Origin of the sequence: Synechococcus sp. A10-1-5-9 (assembly GCF_047716785.1) — a bacterium.
Taxonomy (GTDB): Bacteria; Cyanobacteriota; Cyanobacteriia; order PCC-6307; family Cyanobiaceae; genus Synechococcus_C.
In genome coordinates this window covers 1,056,007-1,073,033 of the sequence record NZ_CP180406.1, presented here as the reverse complement: position 1 = coordinate 1,073,033, position 17,027 = coordinate 1,056,007, and the positions used below count along the sequence as shown (strand labels likewise).

The following is a 17,027-nucleotide window of genomic DNA, read 5'->3' as shown; positions in this document are numbered from 1 at the left end:
CGCCGTCGGTTCATCTTTGGTGGATGCATTTCGATTGGCCTGCAGCACTGCTGTAGAAAGAATCAATAAAAAAGCCCCGGATTCATTCGGGGCTTTTTTTAATGTTTTAAGGGCAGTCTTGAGTATCAATCAGGCGGGGACAGGTTGCTCGATGATTCCAGCGGGGACTTCAGCGAACATCACGGAAGACAGGTAACGCTCGGCTAGATCAGGCAGCACCACCACGATAGTTTTGCCGGCGTAGTCGTCTTGCTGAGCCAGGCGAATGGCGGCGGCCGCCGCCGCGCCGCAGGAGATGCCGACAAGCAAGCCTTCTTCCTTGGCCAAGCGCAGAGCCATGGCGATCGATTCCTCGTTCGTGACCTGCTCCACCTTGTCGACGATGGAGAGATCGAGGTTTTTGGGGATGAAACCAGCGCCAATGCCCTGGATCTTGTGGGGACCTGGCTTCACTTCCTCACCGTTGAGGGTCTGGGTGATCACAGGGCTGTGACTGGGTTCCACAGCCACAGATTCGATGGCTTTGCCAGCCTCATTCTTGATGTAACGGGACACGCCGGTGATCGTGCCGCCGGTGCCGACCCCCGACACCAGTACATCAATGGCTCCGTCGCAGTCGTTCCAGATTTCAGGGCCAGTGGTTTTGAAATGGATGTCCGGGTTAGCCGGATTATCGAACTGACCAGGCATGAAGTACTTGGCTGGATCGCTGTCAGCGATTTCCTTGGCCTTGGCGATGGCCCCGGGCATACCTTTGGCGGCTTCGGTGAGAACAATCTCAGCTCCGAGAACGGCCATCACACGCCGACGCTCGATCGACATCGACTCCGGCATGGTGAGTACGAGCTTGTAACCGCGGGCCGCTGCGGTGAACGCTAAGGCGATTCCGGTATTCCCTGAGGTGGGCTCAACAATTACCTTGCCATCTGTTAGCTCCCCACGCTTTTCAGCGTCCCAGATCATGTTGGCGCCAATGCGGCACTTCACGCTGTAGGCGGGGTTGCGCCCTTCTACCTTGGCGAGCACGGTGGCTTTGCAGCCTTTGGTCACGTGATTCAGACGCACCAGGGGTGTGTTGCCGATGGCCTGGCTGTTGTCGGCGTAAACGCGGGACATGGTGGAAACGCAAAAAGCCCTAGTTGACCAACTTAGGAATGGCTAAGAAGGGATGCTCCGTCGCTTAATGACTTGTTCAGACTTTGAAGTGCCTGAACGGCTTAAATCACCATTGCGACATGGCTGAAGATTGAAGCGTGTATCTGACTCCTGCCTTGCCCCGTTGCATTGCCCCTGCCATTGGCTGTGCGCTGGGCTGTTCAACCTTGGCATTGATTCCGACTCCGGTGTCCGCATCGGAAAATGATGCTGATCGTGGCCTGTATATGAGGCTCGGAGCTGGGGTGCAGTGGCCGCAGATGGAGCGCCTTCGCGATCAGGACTGTGCATCGACAACGCCACCGGCTTTATTTGGATGTGGATCCGGTGAGGATGGCCAACCACTCGGAGCCTTGGGATCCTTCCGGCAAAGTCCCACCCTCGACGCTGCCCTGGGGTACCGCTGGACCTCCTGGTTGCGGACTGAGGCACTGGTCAACTGGTCCCCACAACTGGATTGGCAGGGGCAGGCCAACTTTCTTGGCGCGGGTTCGAATCAGCCTGTGACGGCGACCGGCCGCAGCCTGGCGGGTTTTGGCGTGGTTCTCGTCGACGCGCCGGAAGTGATTGGTGTCCGTCCTTATCTAGGGGCAGGTGTGGGCGCTGCATCCATCGCGATTGCGGACATCACCTTTGGTTTCCCTGCCAAAGGCCCCAGTGCCGAAACTGTGGTCAAGGGGGGCACAAGTCAGTCGTTGGCCACGCTGCTCACGGCTGGTGTGGCGATCCCATTGAGCGATCGTATTGCGCTGGATCTGTCCTACCGCTGGATGGATCTGGGCCAGCTCAGAACTCCCAAGGCCACCGCCACCATCACGCGTTCCCAGCGCCGCGCTCGGCTTGGCATTGGGGGAACTCAGGTGGATCTCAAGACTCAAGCGGTGATCGGGAGTCTTCGGTTTCGTTTCTAGGCAGCCAGCGCCAGGGCAAACCGCTCCCAGAGTTCATTGGGATCTTCAAGTCCCACTGAAACGCGCAGGAGGTGAGGGGGGACTCCACAGGATTCGGCCCAGTCCAGCTCCCTGTAGTGGGCCAGCAGCATGTAAGGACAGCACAGGCTGAAGGAGGTGCCCAGGCTGGGCCCTTTGCTAATGGAGAGGGAGTCATACACCCGTTTGGCGGCCTCAAGGCCTCCATGAAGTTCAAACGACAAGAGGCAACCGTGGCCCGATCCCGGCCGCTGCAGCGCCTCGAACGTGCTGCACTGGCTGGGATGTAGGACTCTCTTGATGGCGGCGTGATGGCTGAGCCGCTGAGCCAGAGCGGTGCAGTTGGCATTCAAGCGGGGAATGCGTACGCGCACGTCACGGCTGGCCTCCTCCAGGCAAAGGGCATCGGCATCCCCCAGGACTGCTGGTGCCTGATGAATGGCGGCGCTAAAGGATTGATGCCAGCGGGAACGAGGACTCACAACCAGGGCTCCGGCCAGAACATCGCCTCGACCTGCGAAGCTTTTCGTCAGGGAGCTAAATACCAGATCGGCATAAGGCAGTGCGTCGATGTTCAGGCACGATCCGATCGTGTCATCGGCGATCACCGGGATTCCGCGCCCATGGGCAAGCTCTGCCACGGTGATCAGATCCACGCATTGCAACATCGGGTTGCTGGGCAGCTCCACCACTACCGCTGCAGGATTGAGGCGATCGAGACTCTCGCCGATGGCGGCAGGGGAGCTGTCGGTCAGCAGTTCGGCTCCGGTAAACACCACCTGTGGAAGTTTCAGCACATCCACATAAGGGAAGCCGACTTGCAGAGTCGGGCGGCCAGGATGAAGTGTCGATACAAGGCTGAGGGCGCCGTGAAGGGCAGCCATGCCCGAGGGACGCAGGCTGACGGACTCGGTCCCACAGCCATAGATATCGGCAAGCCGCTTGCGAATAGTGTCGCGAGCAGCGTGGCCTCGCGTGTTTGTGGGGCAGTGCTCTTTCCCTAAAGCAATGGCGGCTTGGCGAGAACTGGCACCCAGTCCGGCATGTTGCCAGAAGGCTTTGGCCGCAGGGGTTGCCGCCTGGTTGGCGATCAGGCAAGCCAGCCCCCGTACGTATTTGATTTGGGTCTCGGCATCACGAACACGCCGTCGGCAATGGGCGGCGGCGGCCTGAGCAGCAGCTTCTGTGGAGTAGGGCCAGGTGCTGCAACCCTCCGATGCATCGGTTTGCGCTTGGGCTAGGCGCGCCAGTTCCCTGACCAGTGGATGCAGTCCGAAGCGTGGGTAAACCGTGCGAAGTACTGCGCGGCAGGCTGGATCGTTCTCCTCGTAGGCGACCACGTCGCTCCAGCGAGGCAACGCGACCGAGACCGCATGCGTGGAGTCCGGCAAGGGGTGACCGAGATCGTGCCCCTGCCAACAAGGATCATGGATTAGATCGCGGGGACTCATGACAACGTCGTCAGAGCCTGATCGAGATCGGCAATCAGATCGGCGACGTCTTCACAGCCGACTGACAGGCGGATCAGGCCATCGCTGATGCCCAGCTTGCGTTTCACTTCAGGAGACACAGCGGCGTGAGTCATGGTGGCGGGATGGCAGATCAGGCTCTCCACGCCCCCCAGACTTTCTGCCATGGTGAACCAGCGCAGTGCTTTGCATACTGCGTAGGCCTGTTCTCGGCTGGTATCCAGGCCGATCGTCACGATGGCTCCACCGCCTTGCATCTGCCTGAGGGCGACAGCCTGTTGGGGATGGTCCGACCGGTGGGGATAACGCGTCCATTCCACCTGGGGATGGTCGGCAAGATGGTCGGCAAGCACAGCTGCGTTCGCGATCTGCTGGCGCAGCCGCAGAGGCAGGGTTTTGACGCCGCGGGTGATCAGCCAGCAATCGAAGGGCGATGGCATCAGTCCCAGGGCCTTCTGAGCAAACACCATGCGCTCGTGCCATTCGGGGGAATCCGTGCAAACGGCACCGCCGAGGGCGTCGGAGTGACCGTTGATGTATTTGGTGGTGCTGGTGAGCGAGAGCGTGGCACCGAGCTGCAAAGGGCGCTGCACCAGGGCGGTGGCGAAGGTGTTGTCGACCACAACAGGCACGTTTGCTCCATGGGCTGCGCTGCAGACCGCTTCAAGATCAATCACTTTCAGCAGCGGGTTGGTGGGACTTTCCAGCCAGACCATGGCGGGCTGACGCTCTGCGATCGCTGATAGCGCCGAGGGATTTGTGAAATCGATCCATTCGGTGCGCACACCGAATTTGGCAAACACCTGTTCGAACAGACGCACGGTGCAGCCATAAAGGTTTTCCTCGCACAGCACGAGATCTTCCTGTTGGAGAGTGGAGGCGATGGCCGTAATCGCACTCACGCCTGAGGCGAACACCGTGGCGTGGTCACACCGTTCCAAAGAAGCCAACACGCCTTCAAGAATGCAGAAGTTGGGGTTGCCTGAACGGGTGTAGTCAAATCCACCAACATTGCCGTGGGCAAAGGTGGAGGTGGCGTAAATCGGTGGCATCACCGTGCCGGTGTCATCCGCGAAGCTTTCACCGTGATGGATTGCACGGGTGGCATCAGCCGGTGCGGTCGCGGGATGCTGCACGGGGTGGTTGCACTCTGTTCGAAGGTTAGGAAACCGCTGATCAGGAACCCACTAGGGTCAAGACCGTATCAAGACATCATTGTGGCTGAGAATCTGCTGCAGTCCCAGAAAGATGAGTGGAGAGATCATATTCTCAGTGAAATTGTCAATTTTCTGAGTGAAAACAAAGACTTGATTCATGCTCGCTATTTCGAACAAGGTGAGGGCAAAATCTCGCGAGAAGTCATCGAAGAAGTGGGGTTAATGGATTTTGAACTAGCTATCACGTTCCTGGAAGACAAACCCAAGGGATTTGGCTTGGGGCTTGGTTTTTTTAAGGCCAATCTCATTCGATGATGAGTTCGGGCTCATGCTAAAAATAATGCTAAATTAGATTTGCGATTGTACTGTCGAAAAGGATCTTGTATTTAGCGTTTAGCTGAAACAAGCTTGAAGGATTCATTGTCCCAAAGGATTAATGAAAAGCATTCCCAAAATTGGTTAAGATGAAGTCGCTTGACGCCATCGAATTTACTTTTATTGTCTTCGTGGCACATGCGTAAGCTGTAGTTAGGTATTCTCTCTGATAAGTGATGGACATGATGATAAGCGATATCAGCGGTGAACCAATTGAGAATCGGAGGCAAGATCAAGAATGAGGAGCCGTCGACAGCTCCTTTGAAATAACTCCAATTATCTTCGCCGCTCGCATAAGAACCAGGAAAGTTGTGTTGAATAAAGAAAACGGCGATCATGATTGCTGCGCTAACGCTCATGACAAGGGTGTATAAAATCCAAAAATGCCAGTAGCCGATTGCGCTCCCGATCAACCACCATGCTATCGAGACGCAAATTGTATTGGCAACGGTGTCATAAACTTCCTCTTTCGTGTAAAAGAAACTTGATTTATGATTGGCAATGAAAACTTTTGGTCTGAAAGTTCTCCCTGCCACAAGATTGCTCCACCCATCCGCAAGTGCCTTGGAGATCAGCTCAAAAAGTCCTAGAAGTAGCGCAACTCTTGGCTTGATGACTAAATAATAGAAACCTCCTGGTAACAGGGTTAACGGATGACGTAAGATTCGATAAATTAATTTTGAATTTTTGCTTTTCTTGTCGTATTCGCGGAGCGTGGTAAGTGCTGATGGACCTCTGTATCGATTCCAGTTGCCATTATGTTTGTGATGAAAAGCATGACCTCTCGACCAGGGATGATGTGGCATTGCGTGGACTATGCTTAAAAGGAAGGCCGCAATACGATTGGATGTTTTGGACCTGAATAAGCTGTGATGGCCACAGTCATGCATTAATGAAAAACTTCTACTTAAAAATAGTATGATGAAAATGAATACTATCGGAGTTAATATTATCGAAGCAAGCGTTAGCTCTTCGGTAAGTTTTGCAATCGCAACACAAAATGCAATTAAGGGTAAAATTGTATTGGCAAGCTGCCATGCGGCAATTCCGTCATTGCTCTGAACAAAGGGCTTGATATTTAAGTCAATGCGCCTCAGCGTCGATGGTGACAAGTTTTTGGTTACGGGGCTGGTCAAGAAAAGAGCCTTTGTTGATGTATGGCCTGGAAGTGATGGATTCGACGCAAATTTTGTGAGTGGATTGTGTCGAATGCTAGATCTGATGATAAAAATAAACTTAACTTGGCAGCATCTGGTTGAAATTTTAACTAACATTGTCTAATGCTAGTGGATTCTGCGAATGAGCGACATTACCCCTCCCCTGCCCCCGGAAAAACCGAGAGCTCTCACCTACTCAGAGATGATGAATGGCGGTAGAGCGCAGATGGATGAGAGGGCTTACGAGCGCGAGCTCGAATTAAAGCGAAGAGAATCGACCTTGGAGAAACATGTGAGCCATTTGGAGCAGTCTTTCAAGATTGCCGAGTGACTGACTTCTTTGAATCGTCAAGAATCTGAATAAAAAAACTCTTGTCACCCGTCGTCGATTGACGGGGGACAAGAGTCTCGTGGGGTTTAAAAAACCAGGCAGTGGCTGAAATTTAGACTTTTCTGGAGTAGTACTCCACCACCAGTAGTTCGTTGATTTCGAGTGCCACCCACTCCCGCTCGCAGCGTCCCACCACCTTGGCGTTGAGCTTGGGTTTGTCGAGTTCCAGGTGCGGGGGCACGTTGGCAAGGCCTGGAAATTGCAGGTTGCCTTCGGCGAGTTGCTTGCTGCACTTACGCTCGCGGATGGCAACGACATCGCCTGGCTTGCATTGGTAGCTGGCGATATCGGTGACGCGGCCGTTCACGGTCACGTGGCCGTGGTTCACCAGCTGACGGGCGCCGGGCACGGTGGGGCCAAAGCCGAGGCGGAAACAGACATTGTCGAGACGGTTCTCGAGCAGCTTGAGCAGGTTGGTTCCGGTGGAACCCTCCTGGGCGCGCGCTTTCTTCACGTAACGCACGAGCTGACGCTCGGAGACGCCGTAGTTGAAGCGAAGCTTCTGCTTCTCTTCGAGACGGATCGCGTATTCAGAGCGCTTGCGACGGGCTTGGCCGTGCTGACCGGGGGGATAGGACCGCTTTGCGGCCTTCCGGGTGAGACCGGGGAGGTCTCCCAAGCGCCGCGTGATCCTCAGACGAGGGCCGCGGTAACGAGACATAGGGAAGGTTGTTTGGGTGTGTGCCGCGCGTGAGCGCGAACCAGCCACTGTAGACCTTCGTTAGCATCGCGAATCAAAATTCGGGTCACGTCTTGACTAGCCCGCCTACCCGATCCGTTGCCACCGACTTTCTCTTGAGGTTTGTGGGTGTCCAGCTCATCGCCTTGATCCTTGCCGTGGTGTTGGTGCTTGCGGGCTACTCGGCTGTCGCAAGGCAATACGTGAAATCCCAGGCCACCCAATTCATGGATGTGATGCTGTCAGTTCGCGAATACACCTCGCGAAAGGTCAATCCGATCATTGCTCCCATCAACGCTGTCTCTGATGAAGCCTTCCTTCCTGCGGCTGTTCCCAGCTACTCGGCAACGAAGGTTTTTGAATATTTGAAGTTAAATCATGCCTATGAGGATTTCCAGTATCGGGAGGCATCCCTCAATCCCACAAGTCCGGCCGATTTGGCGGACGATGAGGAAGCAATTTTAATTCGTCGTTTCATGGATGATCCATCGCTCAAGGAGTTAAGTGGATCTCTGAAAACCAGTAGTGATCATCATCAATACTTCGTTGCAAAACCAATTCGTTTGAGCAAGGAAAGTTGCCTTGTCTGTCATTCAACTCCTGAGCGTGCCCCCCGTAGCCAACTCAGGGTGTATGGCAGAAAGGGAGGATTTGGCTGGAAAGTGGGTGATGTGGTTGGTGCTCAGATTGTGACGCTGCCGGAAGATGCAGGCCTCCCAGCGCCGAGCCGGTTCGCTTTGCTTTTGGTTGCCGCGATCGGTGGATTGTCAGTGGCCGTGATTTTGTTTGTCAACAAGGTTTTTTCAAGAGTGATCCTTAGGCCCCTGTTCGGAGTCATGTGCATGTTGAATGGTGAGGACATGAATGAGGTGCTTGGAAAGCGTCCTGATGAATTTGGCTTTATTGCTCGTCGAATTAAAGATCTTCGTGATCAGCATTTAGAGTAAAACTTTTCTGGTGTTGTGACTAATTCAGAGCAAGCCAGATGAAAAGAACCTGGGATGTGATGAAGATGATCGGAAGAAAGATTTCCATCACTCTCTCAATTGCTGGAACACGCTCACTCACATTTTTTCTCAGATTTTGTGAGATGTGGTAAGCAATAAAAACTTCTGAGATCATGAATGTAAATAGAAAGATCGTGTAGGTATCGCCAAGTGTGAGGTATGGAACTCGGGGAACAGAGCTTGCGATAATGATTTGGTAGGCCAGCGTTGTGAAGAGTAGCCCCGAAATAAATGCCATCCTGTCTGCGAAGGCATCAATTGGAATGGCCAGGAAAAATATGCTCGTAAAGGTGAGGATTCCTAGGGGTAAGAATATTTTGTAGATGTAGTAGCCGGAGCGGCGACTGATGGTGATGGTGGATGACAATCGCGAAAATTCTTTACTGCCTTTTTCAGGATCATCGTGGTTTTTGATTACGTATCGAAGATCTTTGATTTTCCATTCGGGTAGCCTCGCGTTTCTGCTCAGGCTGACCACATCTCCAAGGCTGACCAATTTCACAATGCTCTGTTCCCAGGAGAAGGACTGGATAAAGAGTTTGAGAAGCTGCTGGTCAAATGGGAATTTTTCGAGTTTGAATTCGGATCCAAGCTGCTCTTCAAAGCGAGCAGTTCGCTCGACGGATCCATTGCTTCTCAGTGCAATTGTTTGAGTCTGGTAAAAGGCTTCACTCACTCGGTTGGTGAATTCAAGTTGTGGCGACCAATGTTCGCTCAGCCAGTCTTCAGCTGCATTATTGAACAAAATAAGCTCAGCTTCGCCCTGAGGGATTTCGCTGATAATCCGGCTATCGCACCAAGTGGAAGTCAGCAGGCCATCCACTTGAAATCGATTGTAGGTGTCTGATATTTGCGGTATTTCATTCACATGAATATTGACACCAACGGGGATTGGTTTTGGCTCCTTCCGCTCCTGAGGCGGGATGAAGGCATTGGATGGGAGCGTGTCAGCTGGTACGCAGGGATAGCGCGACGCGTTCAGTTTCCAGAGCTCGCCAATGCGGTTGGCCTGGCCAGGTAGGCGTTCATTCGCCTGCGCGATGGGAAGGAGGTGGAGCCAGATGCTGATCCCGATCGACAGCAGAGCTAGCAAGAGCTGGATCCAGCGTCTGCGCGGCAAAACGGTTTCTGTGCTGTCACTAAATTATGAAGGTCCATTCACTTCGATCGATATGCAATGGCTGCGCTAGGGCATCGGATTTCGATGGCGACGGCTGCGTTGTTCGTCGCTTTGATTGGCTTTTACCGCCGCTTTGTTTCGCCGTTGATCGGACCCCGCTGCCGGTTCATTCCAAGCTGCAGTGCCTATGGATTGGAGGCCATTGAGAAGCACGGTCCCTGGAAAGGTGGCTTGCTCACCCTGCGCAGGATCAGTCGCTGCCACCCCTTCACCCCCTGCGGGTGTGATCCTGTTCCCGACTGATCGCTCATGACCCTTGACCCGACGCCCCGCGTACTGACGCTTTACAGCCGCCAGGGCTGCTGCCTGTGCGAGGGGCTCGAACAGCGCCTGAAAGCGCTGGACCTCATGGCTGTGCTCCCCCCTCTGGTGCTGAGGGTGGAGGATATTGATGCTCCTGGGTTTGACCCCAGATTGAAGGCTCTCTACGAACTCGAGGTGCCTGTCCTGGCTTTGGACAGCAGTCCATTACCGCGGGTCTCTCCACGCCTTCGTGGTGAGGGACTGTTTAGTTGGTTGCAACGGGTCTGCGCCAGTGCTCTTGGATCGGACTAGAACAATCTCTTAATTGCAGGGGTTGGTGATGACGCAGATGCTCCATGCTCTGCTCAAGGCCGCGGGTTTGCCTGTTCCTTCTGGTCTGGCGAATGCAACGGTGACGTCGCTCACCTGTGATTCCCGGTGCGTCGGAAAGGGGAGTTTGTTCATCGGCCTGCCAGGAGAGAGGGTGGATGGAGGCAGCTTCTGGCCGCAGGCGATGGCGGCCGGCGCAGCTGCCGTTCTGATCGGAGAACAGGCTGCCGCGTCCCATCCACCGGCCTTTGGAGACGCGGTTCTCGTGTTGCCAGATCCAGTGTCCGTCTGGGCCGGGGAGCTGGCGTCGGCGTTCTGGCAGCAGCCCTCCACACGCTTGGGGTTGATCGGTGTCACGGGCACCAATGGAAAAACCACCACCACCCATCTGATCGAACATCTCAGCCAGGCGTGTGGCCAGCCTGCTGCTTTGTTTGGAACACTGGTGAACCGTTGGCCTGGCCATAGCCTCACCGCCACGCACACGACATCGGTGGCGGATCGATTGCAAGCACAGCTGGCGGAAGCCCTCGAGGCCGGCACCCAGATGGCCGCCATGGAGGTGAGCTCCCATGCTCTCGATCAGCATCGTGTGGCTGGTTGTCGCTTCTCAGGAGCCGTCTTTACCAATCTCACTCAGGACCATCTCGACTACCACCCGTCCATGGAGGCCTATTTCGAGGCCAAGTCACGGTTGTTCGCGTCGCCCTACTTGGTTGGTGAGGGGCCGAGAGCGGTCGTGAACACGGACGACCCCTGGGGCCGGCAGTTGGCGGATCGACTGGGGGAACGTTGCTGGAGCTCCAGTCTTGAAACCAATGCTGATTTGACCATGGGCGACCTGCGGATGACGTCCGCGGGCGTGGATGGACTGTTGGTGACACCTCTCGGTGAAGGCCGGTTTCACTCTCCGTTGGTGGGCCGCTTCAATTTGATGAATCTCATGCAGGCCGTGGGTGCCCTGCTTCAGCAGGGACTGCCACTGGGTCTGCTGCTGGCTTCGATTCCCTCCTTCAGGGGTGTGCCAGGACGGATGGAACGGGTCGTTGTTAAGGGCTCAGCCATGATCGATGAACATCCTTCTGTGATTGTTGACTACGCCCATACCCCTGATGGTTTGCGCAATGCACTTCTTGCAAGCCGACCTTTTACTAAAGGCCGGCTTGTCTGCCTTTTTGGTTGTGGCGGTGATCGGGATCGCGGAAAGAGACCTCAGATGGCATCCATAGCAGCGTCGTTGGCTGATCGGGTTGTCATCACCTCCGACAATCCCCGTACGGAAAATCCAAACCAGATCCTTGAAGATATTGTCGTTGGCCTACCTACTGGTACGGAGTTTTCAGTAGATGTGAACCGCTCAACTGCAATCGCTAATGCGATTCGTGAAGCCCGTCCAGATGATCTTCTTCTGATCGCTGGAAAGGGGCATGAAGATTATCAAATCTTGGACATTGGAAAGATTCATTTTGACGATCGAGAAGAGGCGGAAAAAGCACTGCGTCGCTATGGACTGTCTTGAAATTCAAGAGGGATAATAATAAAAAGCCGCTCCAAAAATAGTGTAAGTGCCAAGAAGGAGTACCCCTTCAAGCCAGTTTGACTTCGCATCCATTCCCACTAAATTAACAATAAAAACGCTGAATCCAAGGGCGATTACTTCGAAAGATGCAAAGTCTAGATCCATCGGTTGTCCGATGAAATTGGCGATGATGACAAGCACTGGGGCCATGAATAATGCAACCAAAAGGCTTGATCCCATGGCTAGGGACAGCGAAAGGTCCATTCGATTGTTCAAGGCGCCTCTCGCCGCTGGAAGATACTCGGAAAAGCCACCAATGATCGGAATGATGATGACACCAGTGAATAATGCACTAAGACCTAGTTGTTCAGTTGCAGGCTCCAATGCAACAACAAATTGTTCAGATTGGTATGCGAGAGCTACAGTGCTGACCACCAATTGAATTAACCAGGGTCTTAATGTTTTCCAGCTGCTTGTTTCGGCTTCAACGTTCTCATTGTCTTTGTCAATGATAATTGGCGGATCAAATAAATGATTGTGGGTGGCCAGTGAGAAGACAAGCGTTAGTAAATAAATGGCGATGAGAATTGCTGCAACTGTGATCGAGAGGCCGTGAATATCCTGTGGATTGTCGATTCCTGACGTACTGATTAATGATGCAGGCAGTGCTAACGCGATCACTGCGAGAGTCATGGCAGCACCATTTGTGCGCATCATTGTGGGCTGGAAGCTTTGTTCGCTGTAGCGCAAACCTCCGATCAGCATTGCCAATCCGGTGACGAGTAAGAGATCGGAGAGAATCGCTCCAGTGATGCTTGCTTTGACAACATCAACGAGGCCCTTCCGGAGTGCTGTTAGGGCGATGATGAATTCGGCACAATTTCCGAACAGTGCGGTGAGGATCGCACCAATGGTTGAACCACTATGCTCTGCAATCTCTTCCGTGGATTCTGACAAAAGCAGTGCAATCGGAATGATTCCTAGACCAGCAATCAAAAAACTTACCAACGGTAGCCAGCCCTGGCTGAGTGCAAATTGCGTTAACAGCAATAAGAACAAGGCCGGTATTGCTTTCCAGCGCCCAAGCTTCAGGAAAGTGTTAGATGTTAAGCCTGGGTTAGCTGAATTCAATTGTCTCTTGAGTAATTTAAGTTTCGATGAGCAAAGTCTAGTCCTTAGTGCTTAAGGATGCTGAATGATTGTTGTGCCCAGGCTCAGGGCTCCCATTGCTGTGCGCCGAGAAAAGTTAATTCGACATAATCACTTCCTTGGTGGTCATCACTTGCAAAGTCAATTGTGTAACCACCGAGGTCGAGATTTTGGATCGATTCCAAGGACTTTGCCAGCTTTGCCCTGGAAGGATTTTTGCCTGCTCTTTCAAGAGCTATTGTAAGCATTTGCGCGGCAATAAATCCCTCCAGACTTGTGAATCCATAAGCGGCGTTTGGATTGTATTTACGCATTAATTGTTGATACCTTGAAACAACTGGGATCCATCGATTCCAGGGAAAGGGCACCACCTGGCTGATGCCAATTCCGTTCGCTTGTCCTGGTGGCAATGCCTCTTCTAGGGCCCCGGTTCCTACAAATGAAACATTCATAATCTGAACGTTCATTCTTCTATCGCGAAGAGCTTTGCTGACGGCAGCGGAGCTTACATAAGCTGAAATAATAATGACAGCATTGGGGTTTGCATCTGCAATTGTGTTGACAGCTCGTCTGACATTCGCAGAGTTGCGCTCCACCGTTGCGGTGGTCAGAGGCTTGAGATCATGTGTTTTCAGGGCGGCAAGAGTCGCTTGCAGCCCGTCTTCTCCGAATGCATCATTTTGATATATAACGGCAATTCTTTGTTGTGCATTTCTTACCAAGCTGTTGACAATCGCTTGGATCTCTCGTGCATAGCTTGCACGCATGTTGAAAACCATTTCAAGGTCATCATCTCGTAGCAGCGAAGCACCTGTGAGTGGAGCCACGAAGGGAATACGCTCGCGTTCGACAATTGGCAATACGACCTTGCTTGTCGGTGTACCGATAAAACCAAATAAAGCGATTAGGCCTTGTTTTTGAATTAGTTTTTGTGTATTGACAATTGTCTGTTGAGGCTCATATTGGTCGTCTAGGCTTAATAATTTGATTTTTTGCCCGTGAATTCCCCCCTGTTTGTTGATGTGTGTGAGCCATGCCATGGCTCCAGCGTGATACTTCTTGCCGAGTTCGGCGGAAGGTCCTGTCAGTGGTATTGACTGTCCGATAATCAATGCATTGTCTTGAGACTCGATTTGCTGATTCGTTTTGAGTTGGGCAGGAGTGATCGTCGTGGATAGACTTAGGCCAAGAGTTAGTGCAGAAATCAGCCAAGGCCACGTCTTTTGGCTTTGGACCAAGAGATTTTGACTGTTCACGATTAATTTCTTTTTCATGACTCGACTACGACGCTTTAAGTGGAACATCCTTGCCATGGCTGCCGTGGTGATGGCCGCTGGATTGGCGATGTTTGCAGTTACCAATCTAAACGTCGATCACATCAGTGGAAGGGATTCATTGCGATTGTCTTCAGCATCAAGGGCGCTCACGACATCTCCCAATCGTTTGCCAAGTGATGGTTGGACGTCTCAACGGGGTGAATCTCTCGGCCCTTTGGAGTCGGCTGAGGATATGGAGGCTCTCGAGCAGGCACGCTTTCATGTCAAGCTTGGCATTTATGCGAACAGCACATACGACCTTGATTTAAGCGTTCCAAGCTTTTCGTCGAACGGATATGTTTGGATGCGCTGGAATCAATCTTTGCAGGACTATCTTGATGCTGAAGATGTTCAATTGCACGAACAGGTTCAGTTGATTAATGCCCTGCTGTCTGATGCCGACCCAGTACTAACCCCCGTCCGTCAAGATCCAGTGCAATTGGACAATGGTGATTATTACCAGCTCTACACCTATATCGGTCGTTTCTACATTGATCGAACGAGCTTCCGTCATTTCCCGTTTCTTACAATTAGTCTTCCAATTGCGATTGAGGTTGATGATGTGGATGGTCTATTTGGCTATAAAAACTTTCGAATAGAGCCGGATATTCAAAATAGTGGGATGGGGTTGTATGCGGGAACGGGGATTATTGGCTGGCTCAGTCGTGGTTGGTCTATCGCGGAATATCGGCATAATTACGCCACTAATTTCGGGCTGGGTGGTGTTGAAGGGGATTACAGTCTTGTTGTCTATGACATCACTTTTGGTACATCGGCTTGGTCGGCTTTTTGGAGGTTGATGTTGCCTTTAGTGGTTGTGATGGTGATGGTTTTGCTTGTTTTTAAAGTGCGTCCTGATGAACAGGATGCGAGAGCTGGAATTCCCGTTACCGTTTTGCTTACTTTGGTCTTTCTTCAGCAGGTTTATCGTGATGAGTTGCCAGATCTGCCATTTTTGACATTTCTCGATCAGGTGTATGTCATCGCTTATCTGGTGACACTGGTTGCCTTTATCTTGTTGATTTGGATTGGTCGTCGTTATGCTGAGTTGGATGTGATGGCGCCAGGTGAGTCTAAAAATAAGCTCTCGCATCGTTTGGAAGTTCTTGATGAAATATGGCCCTTGTTGATGGTCGTGTTTTGCACGATTGCGGTGACTATCGCTTGGATTTCCATTCCCCAGGGTGCTTGAGTTCTTTATTGCTTGCGTCAATCTGTCAAGGCGTTCCTCTCGCTCATGTCTCTCTGAAGGTTTCGATCACAAGGCTCAGAGCATCCAGGCAGGTGCGCCGACCGATCAGCAGTCCCAGGCTTGTCAGGGGAATCAGCTTCAGCATGTTCTGCACCAGCAATTGGCTCAGTTGGGCACGCATGGTGATTCCTTGGTTCAGCCCGTGGCGCAGGACGTAGAGCGTTTTCAGTGGGCTGCCGGTGTTGCTCGCCGTTTGGTTGATGCCCGCTGCCGATCCCATCAGCACGAGGCCGAGGTACGTCAGTCTCTCGCTGAGGACTAACAGCAGGCCATGCACCAGACAGAGCATGGCCACGAGCAGTTCCAGCTGCCGGTGCACTTCGGCTTCCTCCCAGCTGGAGACCAGGCCCCGAGGATCAGGCCGCCGATGGCGAACTCCATCAGAAATGCGGAAAGGATCGCAAGAGACAGTGAGCCAGGGAATGGGCTGGCCCACAAAGGTTTCCGGCAATGGATCAGCACATGCAAGTTGAAGTTAATCAAGAACAATTGCGCCTCTAAAGCGTTACGCATGCGTTACTAGCGCGTGTTGAATAGCGGCGACGAGTTGTCGCAGGTCGTTGTCATTGCTGCACACATGGGTGCAGGCTCTCAGGCAGCTTGGATCGGCGAGGTCGCGGATCCAGATGCGTTGATCTCCCAGGCGTTTCACCATCTGAGACGGTTTCAGTGTGGTGCTGGTCGTATCGAGTTGAAAGCTCACCAGGCCTGCAACGGGAGGGCCATCGAGCAGGGGGATCACCCCTGGAACATCCGAGAGCTGTTGCCAGAGCTGCTCGCTGAGAAGGCGAATCCGTTCCAGACGCTGGCCTGCTCTTCCTTCCTGCTCCAGCAGATTCAGCGAACAACGCAGTCCTGCCATCAAGGGCACGCAACTGGTGGCCACCTCGAAACGACGGCTGTCGGCGTGGAAAGGATGGGGATCGTCGAGGGACGCGCGGGTTTCATCGCGGAGGCTGCGCCATCCGATCAAGGTTGGATTGGACTCCTCGAGAACGCGCTCCGACAGAGCGACGCCCCCAAGTCCTTCGGGTCCACAGGCCCACTTGTGTCCTGTAAAGGCATAGATGTCTGCGGCAGCGGCGGCCTCATCCACTGGAATCTGGCCCATGCTCTGGGCCGCATCCACCAGCAGAAACGCCTGGCCTGGGTGTTGCTGGAGCTGGTCGGCGACCGCGGCAATCGGCATCCGCTGTCCGGTATTCCACAGCAGATGGGAGAGCACCACCAAGCGGGTTTGCGGCGTGAGGTACTGCTCGAGAGCCTCCAGCACGGCGGCATCGGTCTCAGCCTGATCGTTACGCCCTCCCCGCAGTTGACGCACCGGCAGACAATTCACGGTGAGGCGCTGCCGGCGCGCCAGTTCCAGGCATGCCGCCACCACGCCGGGATGTTCGCAGTCGCTGATGAGGATGTGATCTCCTTCATGGATGGGTAATCCCCAGAGCGGCAGCACGCAGCCACTGGTCACGTTCTCACTCAGGGCCAGGCGATGGGGCGGGACGCCGCAGATTCTCGCCAGCAGAGAACGGGTGCTGTTCACTTCTGCACTCACGTAGGGCCAGACGTCCGTTGTGAAAGGACCCAGCTCCTGAATGCGTTTCCAGCTGGTTGTGATGGCGTCCAGAGAAGGATCGGGTAAGGGCCCCTGCCCTCCGTAGTTGAAATACGTCTTGCCGCTCAGGGCTGGGCAGAGATCTCTCAGCATGCGATCAGATG

Annotated in this window: 17 protein-coding genes; 7 read left to right on the top strand and 10 right to left on the bottom strand. The window is 53.5% G+C overall.

The features are described 5' to 3' along the window. Positions 1–129 precede the first annotated feature (129 nt). Positions 130–1,116: a cysteine synthase A gene (cysK, locus tag ACLM45_RS06115; RefSeq protein WP_006042055.1), complete on the bottom strand. Its 987-nt coding sequence runs from the start codon at positions 1,114–1,116 to the stop codon at positions 130–132. A 137-nt stretch (positions 1,117–1,253) separates the two neighbouring features. Between cysK and ACLM45_RS06110 the strand changes: the two genes are divergently transcribed. Then, the gene (locus ACLM45_RS06110) at positions 1,254–2,066 is read left to right on the top strand and encodes an outer membrane protein (RefSeq protein WP_415411138.1); all 813 of its coding nucleotides are present in this window, start codon (positions 1,254–1,256) and stop codon (positions 2,064–2,066) included. Here ACLM45_RS06110 and ACLM45_RS06105 read toward each other — a convergent pair. Together ACLM45_RS06105 and ACLM45_RS06100 are read right to left on the bottom strand one after the other, a co-directional pair. Continuing rightward, a complete protein-coding gene (locus ACLM45_RS06105) occupies positions 2,063–3,535 on the bottom strand; it encodes a PLP-dependent transferase (RefSeq protein ID WP_415411137.1) in 1,473 nt (490 codons plus the stop codon). The two genes, ACLM45_RS06110 and ACLM45_RS06105, sit on opposite strands and share 4 nt — an antisense overlap. After that, complete coding sequence (locus ACLM45_RS06100) at positions 3,532–4,689, bottom strand: trans-sulfuration enzyme family protein (RefSeq protein ID WP_006042052.1); 1,158 nt, start codon at positions 4,687–4,689, stop codon at positions 3,532–3,534. Before ACLM45_RS06100 ends, ACLM45_RS06105 begins: the two co-directional genes overlap by 4 nt. An 81-nt stretch (positions 4,690–4,770) precedes the next feature. Here ACLM45_RS06100 and ACLM45_RS06095 point away from each other — a divergent pair, with 81 nt between their 5' ends. Further along, positions 4,771–5,025 carry a hypothetical protein gene (locus ACLM45_RS06095; protein ID WP_415411136.1) on the top strand — a complete coding sequence of 85 codons (255 nt, stop codon included), beginning with the start codon at positions 4,771–4,773 and terminating at the stop codon, positions 5,023–5,025. 71 nt (positions 5,026–5,096) lie between these two features. Here ACLM45_RS06095 and ACLM45_RS06090 read toward each other — a convergent pair whose 3' ends face one another. Together ACLM45_RS06090 and rpsD are read right to left on the bottom strand one after the other, a co-directional pair. Further along, complete coding sequence (locus ACLM45_RS06090) at positions 5,097–6,221, bottom strand: fatty acid desaturase (protein WP_415411135.1); 1,125 nt, start codon at positions 6,219–6,221, stop codon at positions 5,097–5,099. Between the two features lie 464 nt (positions 6,222–6,685). Continuing rightward, positions 6,686–7,294 (bottom strand): 30S ribosomal protein S4, encoded by a 609-nt coding sequence (gene rpsD, locus ACLM45_RS06085; protein WP_415411134.1) that lies wholly within the window; start codon positions 7,292–7,294, stop codon positions 6,686–6,688. Positions 7,295–7,437: 143 nt separating this feature from the next. Between rpsD and ACLM45_RS06080 the strand changes: the two genes are divergently transcribed. Beyond that, on the top strand, positions 7,438–8,259 hold the full coding sequence (locus tag ACLM45_RS06080; RefSeq protein WP_415411133.1) for a DUF3365 domain-containing protein: 822 nt from the start codon (positions 7,438–7,440) through the stop codon (positions 8,257–8,259). Between the two features lie 19 nt (positions 8,260–8,278). Here ACLM45_RS06080 and ACLM45_RS06075 read toward each other — a convergent pair whose 3' ends face one another. Next, positions 8,279–9,439 carry a hypothetical protein gene (locus tag ACLM45_RS06075; RefSeq protein ID WP_415411132.1) on the bottom strand — a complete coding sequence of 387 codons (1,161 nt, stop codon included), beginning with the start codon at positions 9,437–9,439 and terminating at the stop codon, positions 8,279–8,281. Positions 9,440–9,496: 57 nt separating this feature from the next. Between ACLM45_RS06075 and yidD the strand changes: the two genes are divergently transcribed. The 3 genes from yidD to ACLM45_RS06060 are packed head-to-tail and all read left to right on the top strand — an operon-like array spanning position 9,497 to position 11,591. Further along, the gene (gene yidD, locus ACLM45_RS06070; protein WP_415411131.1) at positions 9,497–9,742 is read left to right on the top strand and encodes a membrane protein insertion efficiency factor YidD; all 246 of its coding nucleotides are present in this window, start codon (positions 9,497–9,499) and stop codon (positions 9,740–9,742) included. Positions 9,743–9,748: 6 nt separating this feature from the next. Next, on the top strand, positions 9,749–10,054 hold the full coding sequence (locus tag ACLM45_RS06065; RefSeq protein WP_006042043.1) for a glutaredoxin family protein: 306 nt from the start codon (positions 9,749–9,751) through the stop codon (positions 10,052–10,054). Between the two features lie 28 nt (positions 10,055–10,082). Beyond that, positions 10,083–11,591, top strand: a complete 1,509-nt coding sequence (locus tag ACLM45_RS06060; protein WP_415411130.1) for a UDP-N-acetylmuramoyl-L-alanyl-D-glutamate--2,6-diaminopimelate ligase — start codon at positions 10,083–10,085, stop codon at positions 11,589–11,591. A 3-nt stretch (positions 11,592–11,594) separates the two neighbouring features. Here ACLM45_RS06060 and cax read toward each other — a convergent pair whose 3' ends face one another. Further along, entirely contained in the window at positions 11,595–12,722 is a 1,128-nt protein-coding gene (cax, locus tag ACLM45_RS06055) for a calcium/proton exchanger (RefSeq protein WP_156783628.1), read from the bottom strand. A gap of 83 nt (positions 12,723–12,805) precedes the next feature. Next, positions 12,806–14,053 carry an ABC transporter substrate-binding protein gene (locus ACLM45_RS06050; RefSeq protein WP_415411129.1) on the bottom strand — a complete coding sequence of 416 codons (1,248 nt, stop codon included), beginning with the start codon at positions 14,051–14,053 and terminating at the stop codon, positions 12,806–12,808. On the opposite strand from ACLM45_RS06050, the gene ACLM45_RS06045 reads away from it, so the two are divergent. Continuing rightward, positions 14,052–15,248, top strand: a complete 1,197-nt coding sequence (locus tag ACLM45_RS06045; RefSeq protein ID WP_415411128.1) for a hypothetical protein — start codon at positions 14,052–14,054, stop codon at positions 15,246–15,248. The two genes, ACLM45_RS06050 and ACLM45_RS06045, sit on opposite strands and share 2 nt — an antisense overlap. 43 nt (positions 15,249–15,291) lie before the next feature. Here ACLM45_RS06045 and ACLM45_RS06040 read toward each other — a convergent pair whose 3' ends face one another. Together ACLM45_RS06040 and ACLM45_RS06035 are read right to left on the bottom strand one after the other, a co-directional pair. Continuing rightward, positions 15,292–15,759, bottom strand: coding sequence for a hypothetical protein (locus tag ACLM45_RS06040; protein WP_415411127.1), 468 nt, complete (start codon positions 15,757–15,759; stop codon positions 15,292–15,294). 54 nt (positions 15,760–15,813) lie between these two features. Continuing rightward, positions 15,814–17,016: an aminotransferase class V-fold PLP-dependent enzyme gene (locus ACLM45_RS06035; protein WP_415411126.1), complete on the bottom strand. Its 1,203-nt coding sequence runs from the start codon at positions 17,014–17,016 to the stop codon at positions 15,814–15,816. Positions 17,017–17,027 lie beyond the last annotated feature (11 nt).

Coding starts and splice junctions, on each gene's coding strand:
- cysK (WP_006042055.1), bottom strand. CDS start 1,116: ATGTCCCGCGTTTACGCCGACAACAGCCAGGCCATCGGCAACACACCC.
- ACLM45_RS06105 (WP_415411137.1), bottom strand. CDS start 3,535: ATGAGTCCCCGCGATCTAATCCATGATCCTTGTTGGCAGGGGCACGAT.
- rpsD (WP_415411134.1), bottom strand. CDS start 7,294: ATGTCTCGTTACCGCGGCCCTCGTCTGAGGATCACGCGGCGCTTGGGA.
- yidD (WP_415411131.1), top strand. CDS start 9,497: ATGGCTGCGCTAGGGCATCGGATTTCGATGGCGACGGCTGCGTTGTTC.
- ACLM45_RS06065 (WP_006042043.1), top strand. CDS start 9,749: ATGACCCTTGACCCGACGCCCCGCGTACTGACGCTTTACAGCCGCCAG.
- ACLM45_RS06060 (WP_415411130.1), top strand. CDS start 10,083: ATGACGCAGATGCTCCATGCTCTGCTCAAGGCCGCGGGTTTGCCTGTT.
- ACLM45_RS06045 (WP_415411128.1), top strand. CDS start 14,052: ATGGCTGCCGTGGTGATGGCCGCTGGATTGGCGATGTTTGCAGTTACC.
- ACLM45_RS06050 (WP_415411129.1), bottom strand. CDS start 14,053: ATGGCAAGGATGTTCCACTTAAAGCGTCGTAGTCGAGTCATGAAAAAG.
- ACLM45_RS06035 (WP_415411126.1), bottom strand. CDS start 17,016: ATGCTGAGAGATCTCTGCCCAGCCCTGAGCGGCAAGACGTATTTCAAC.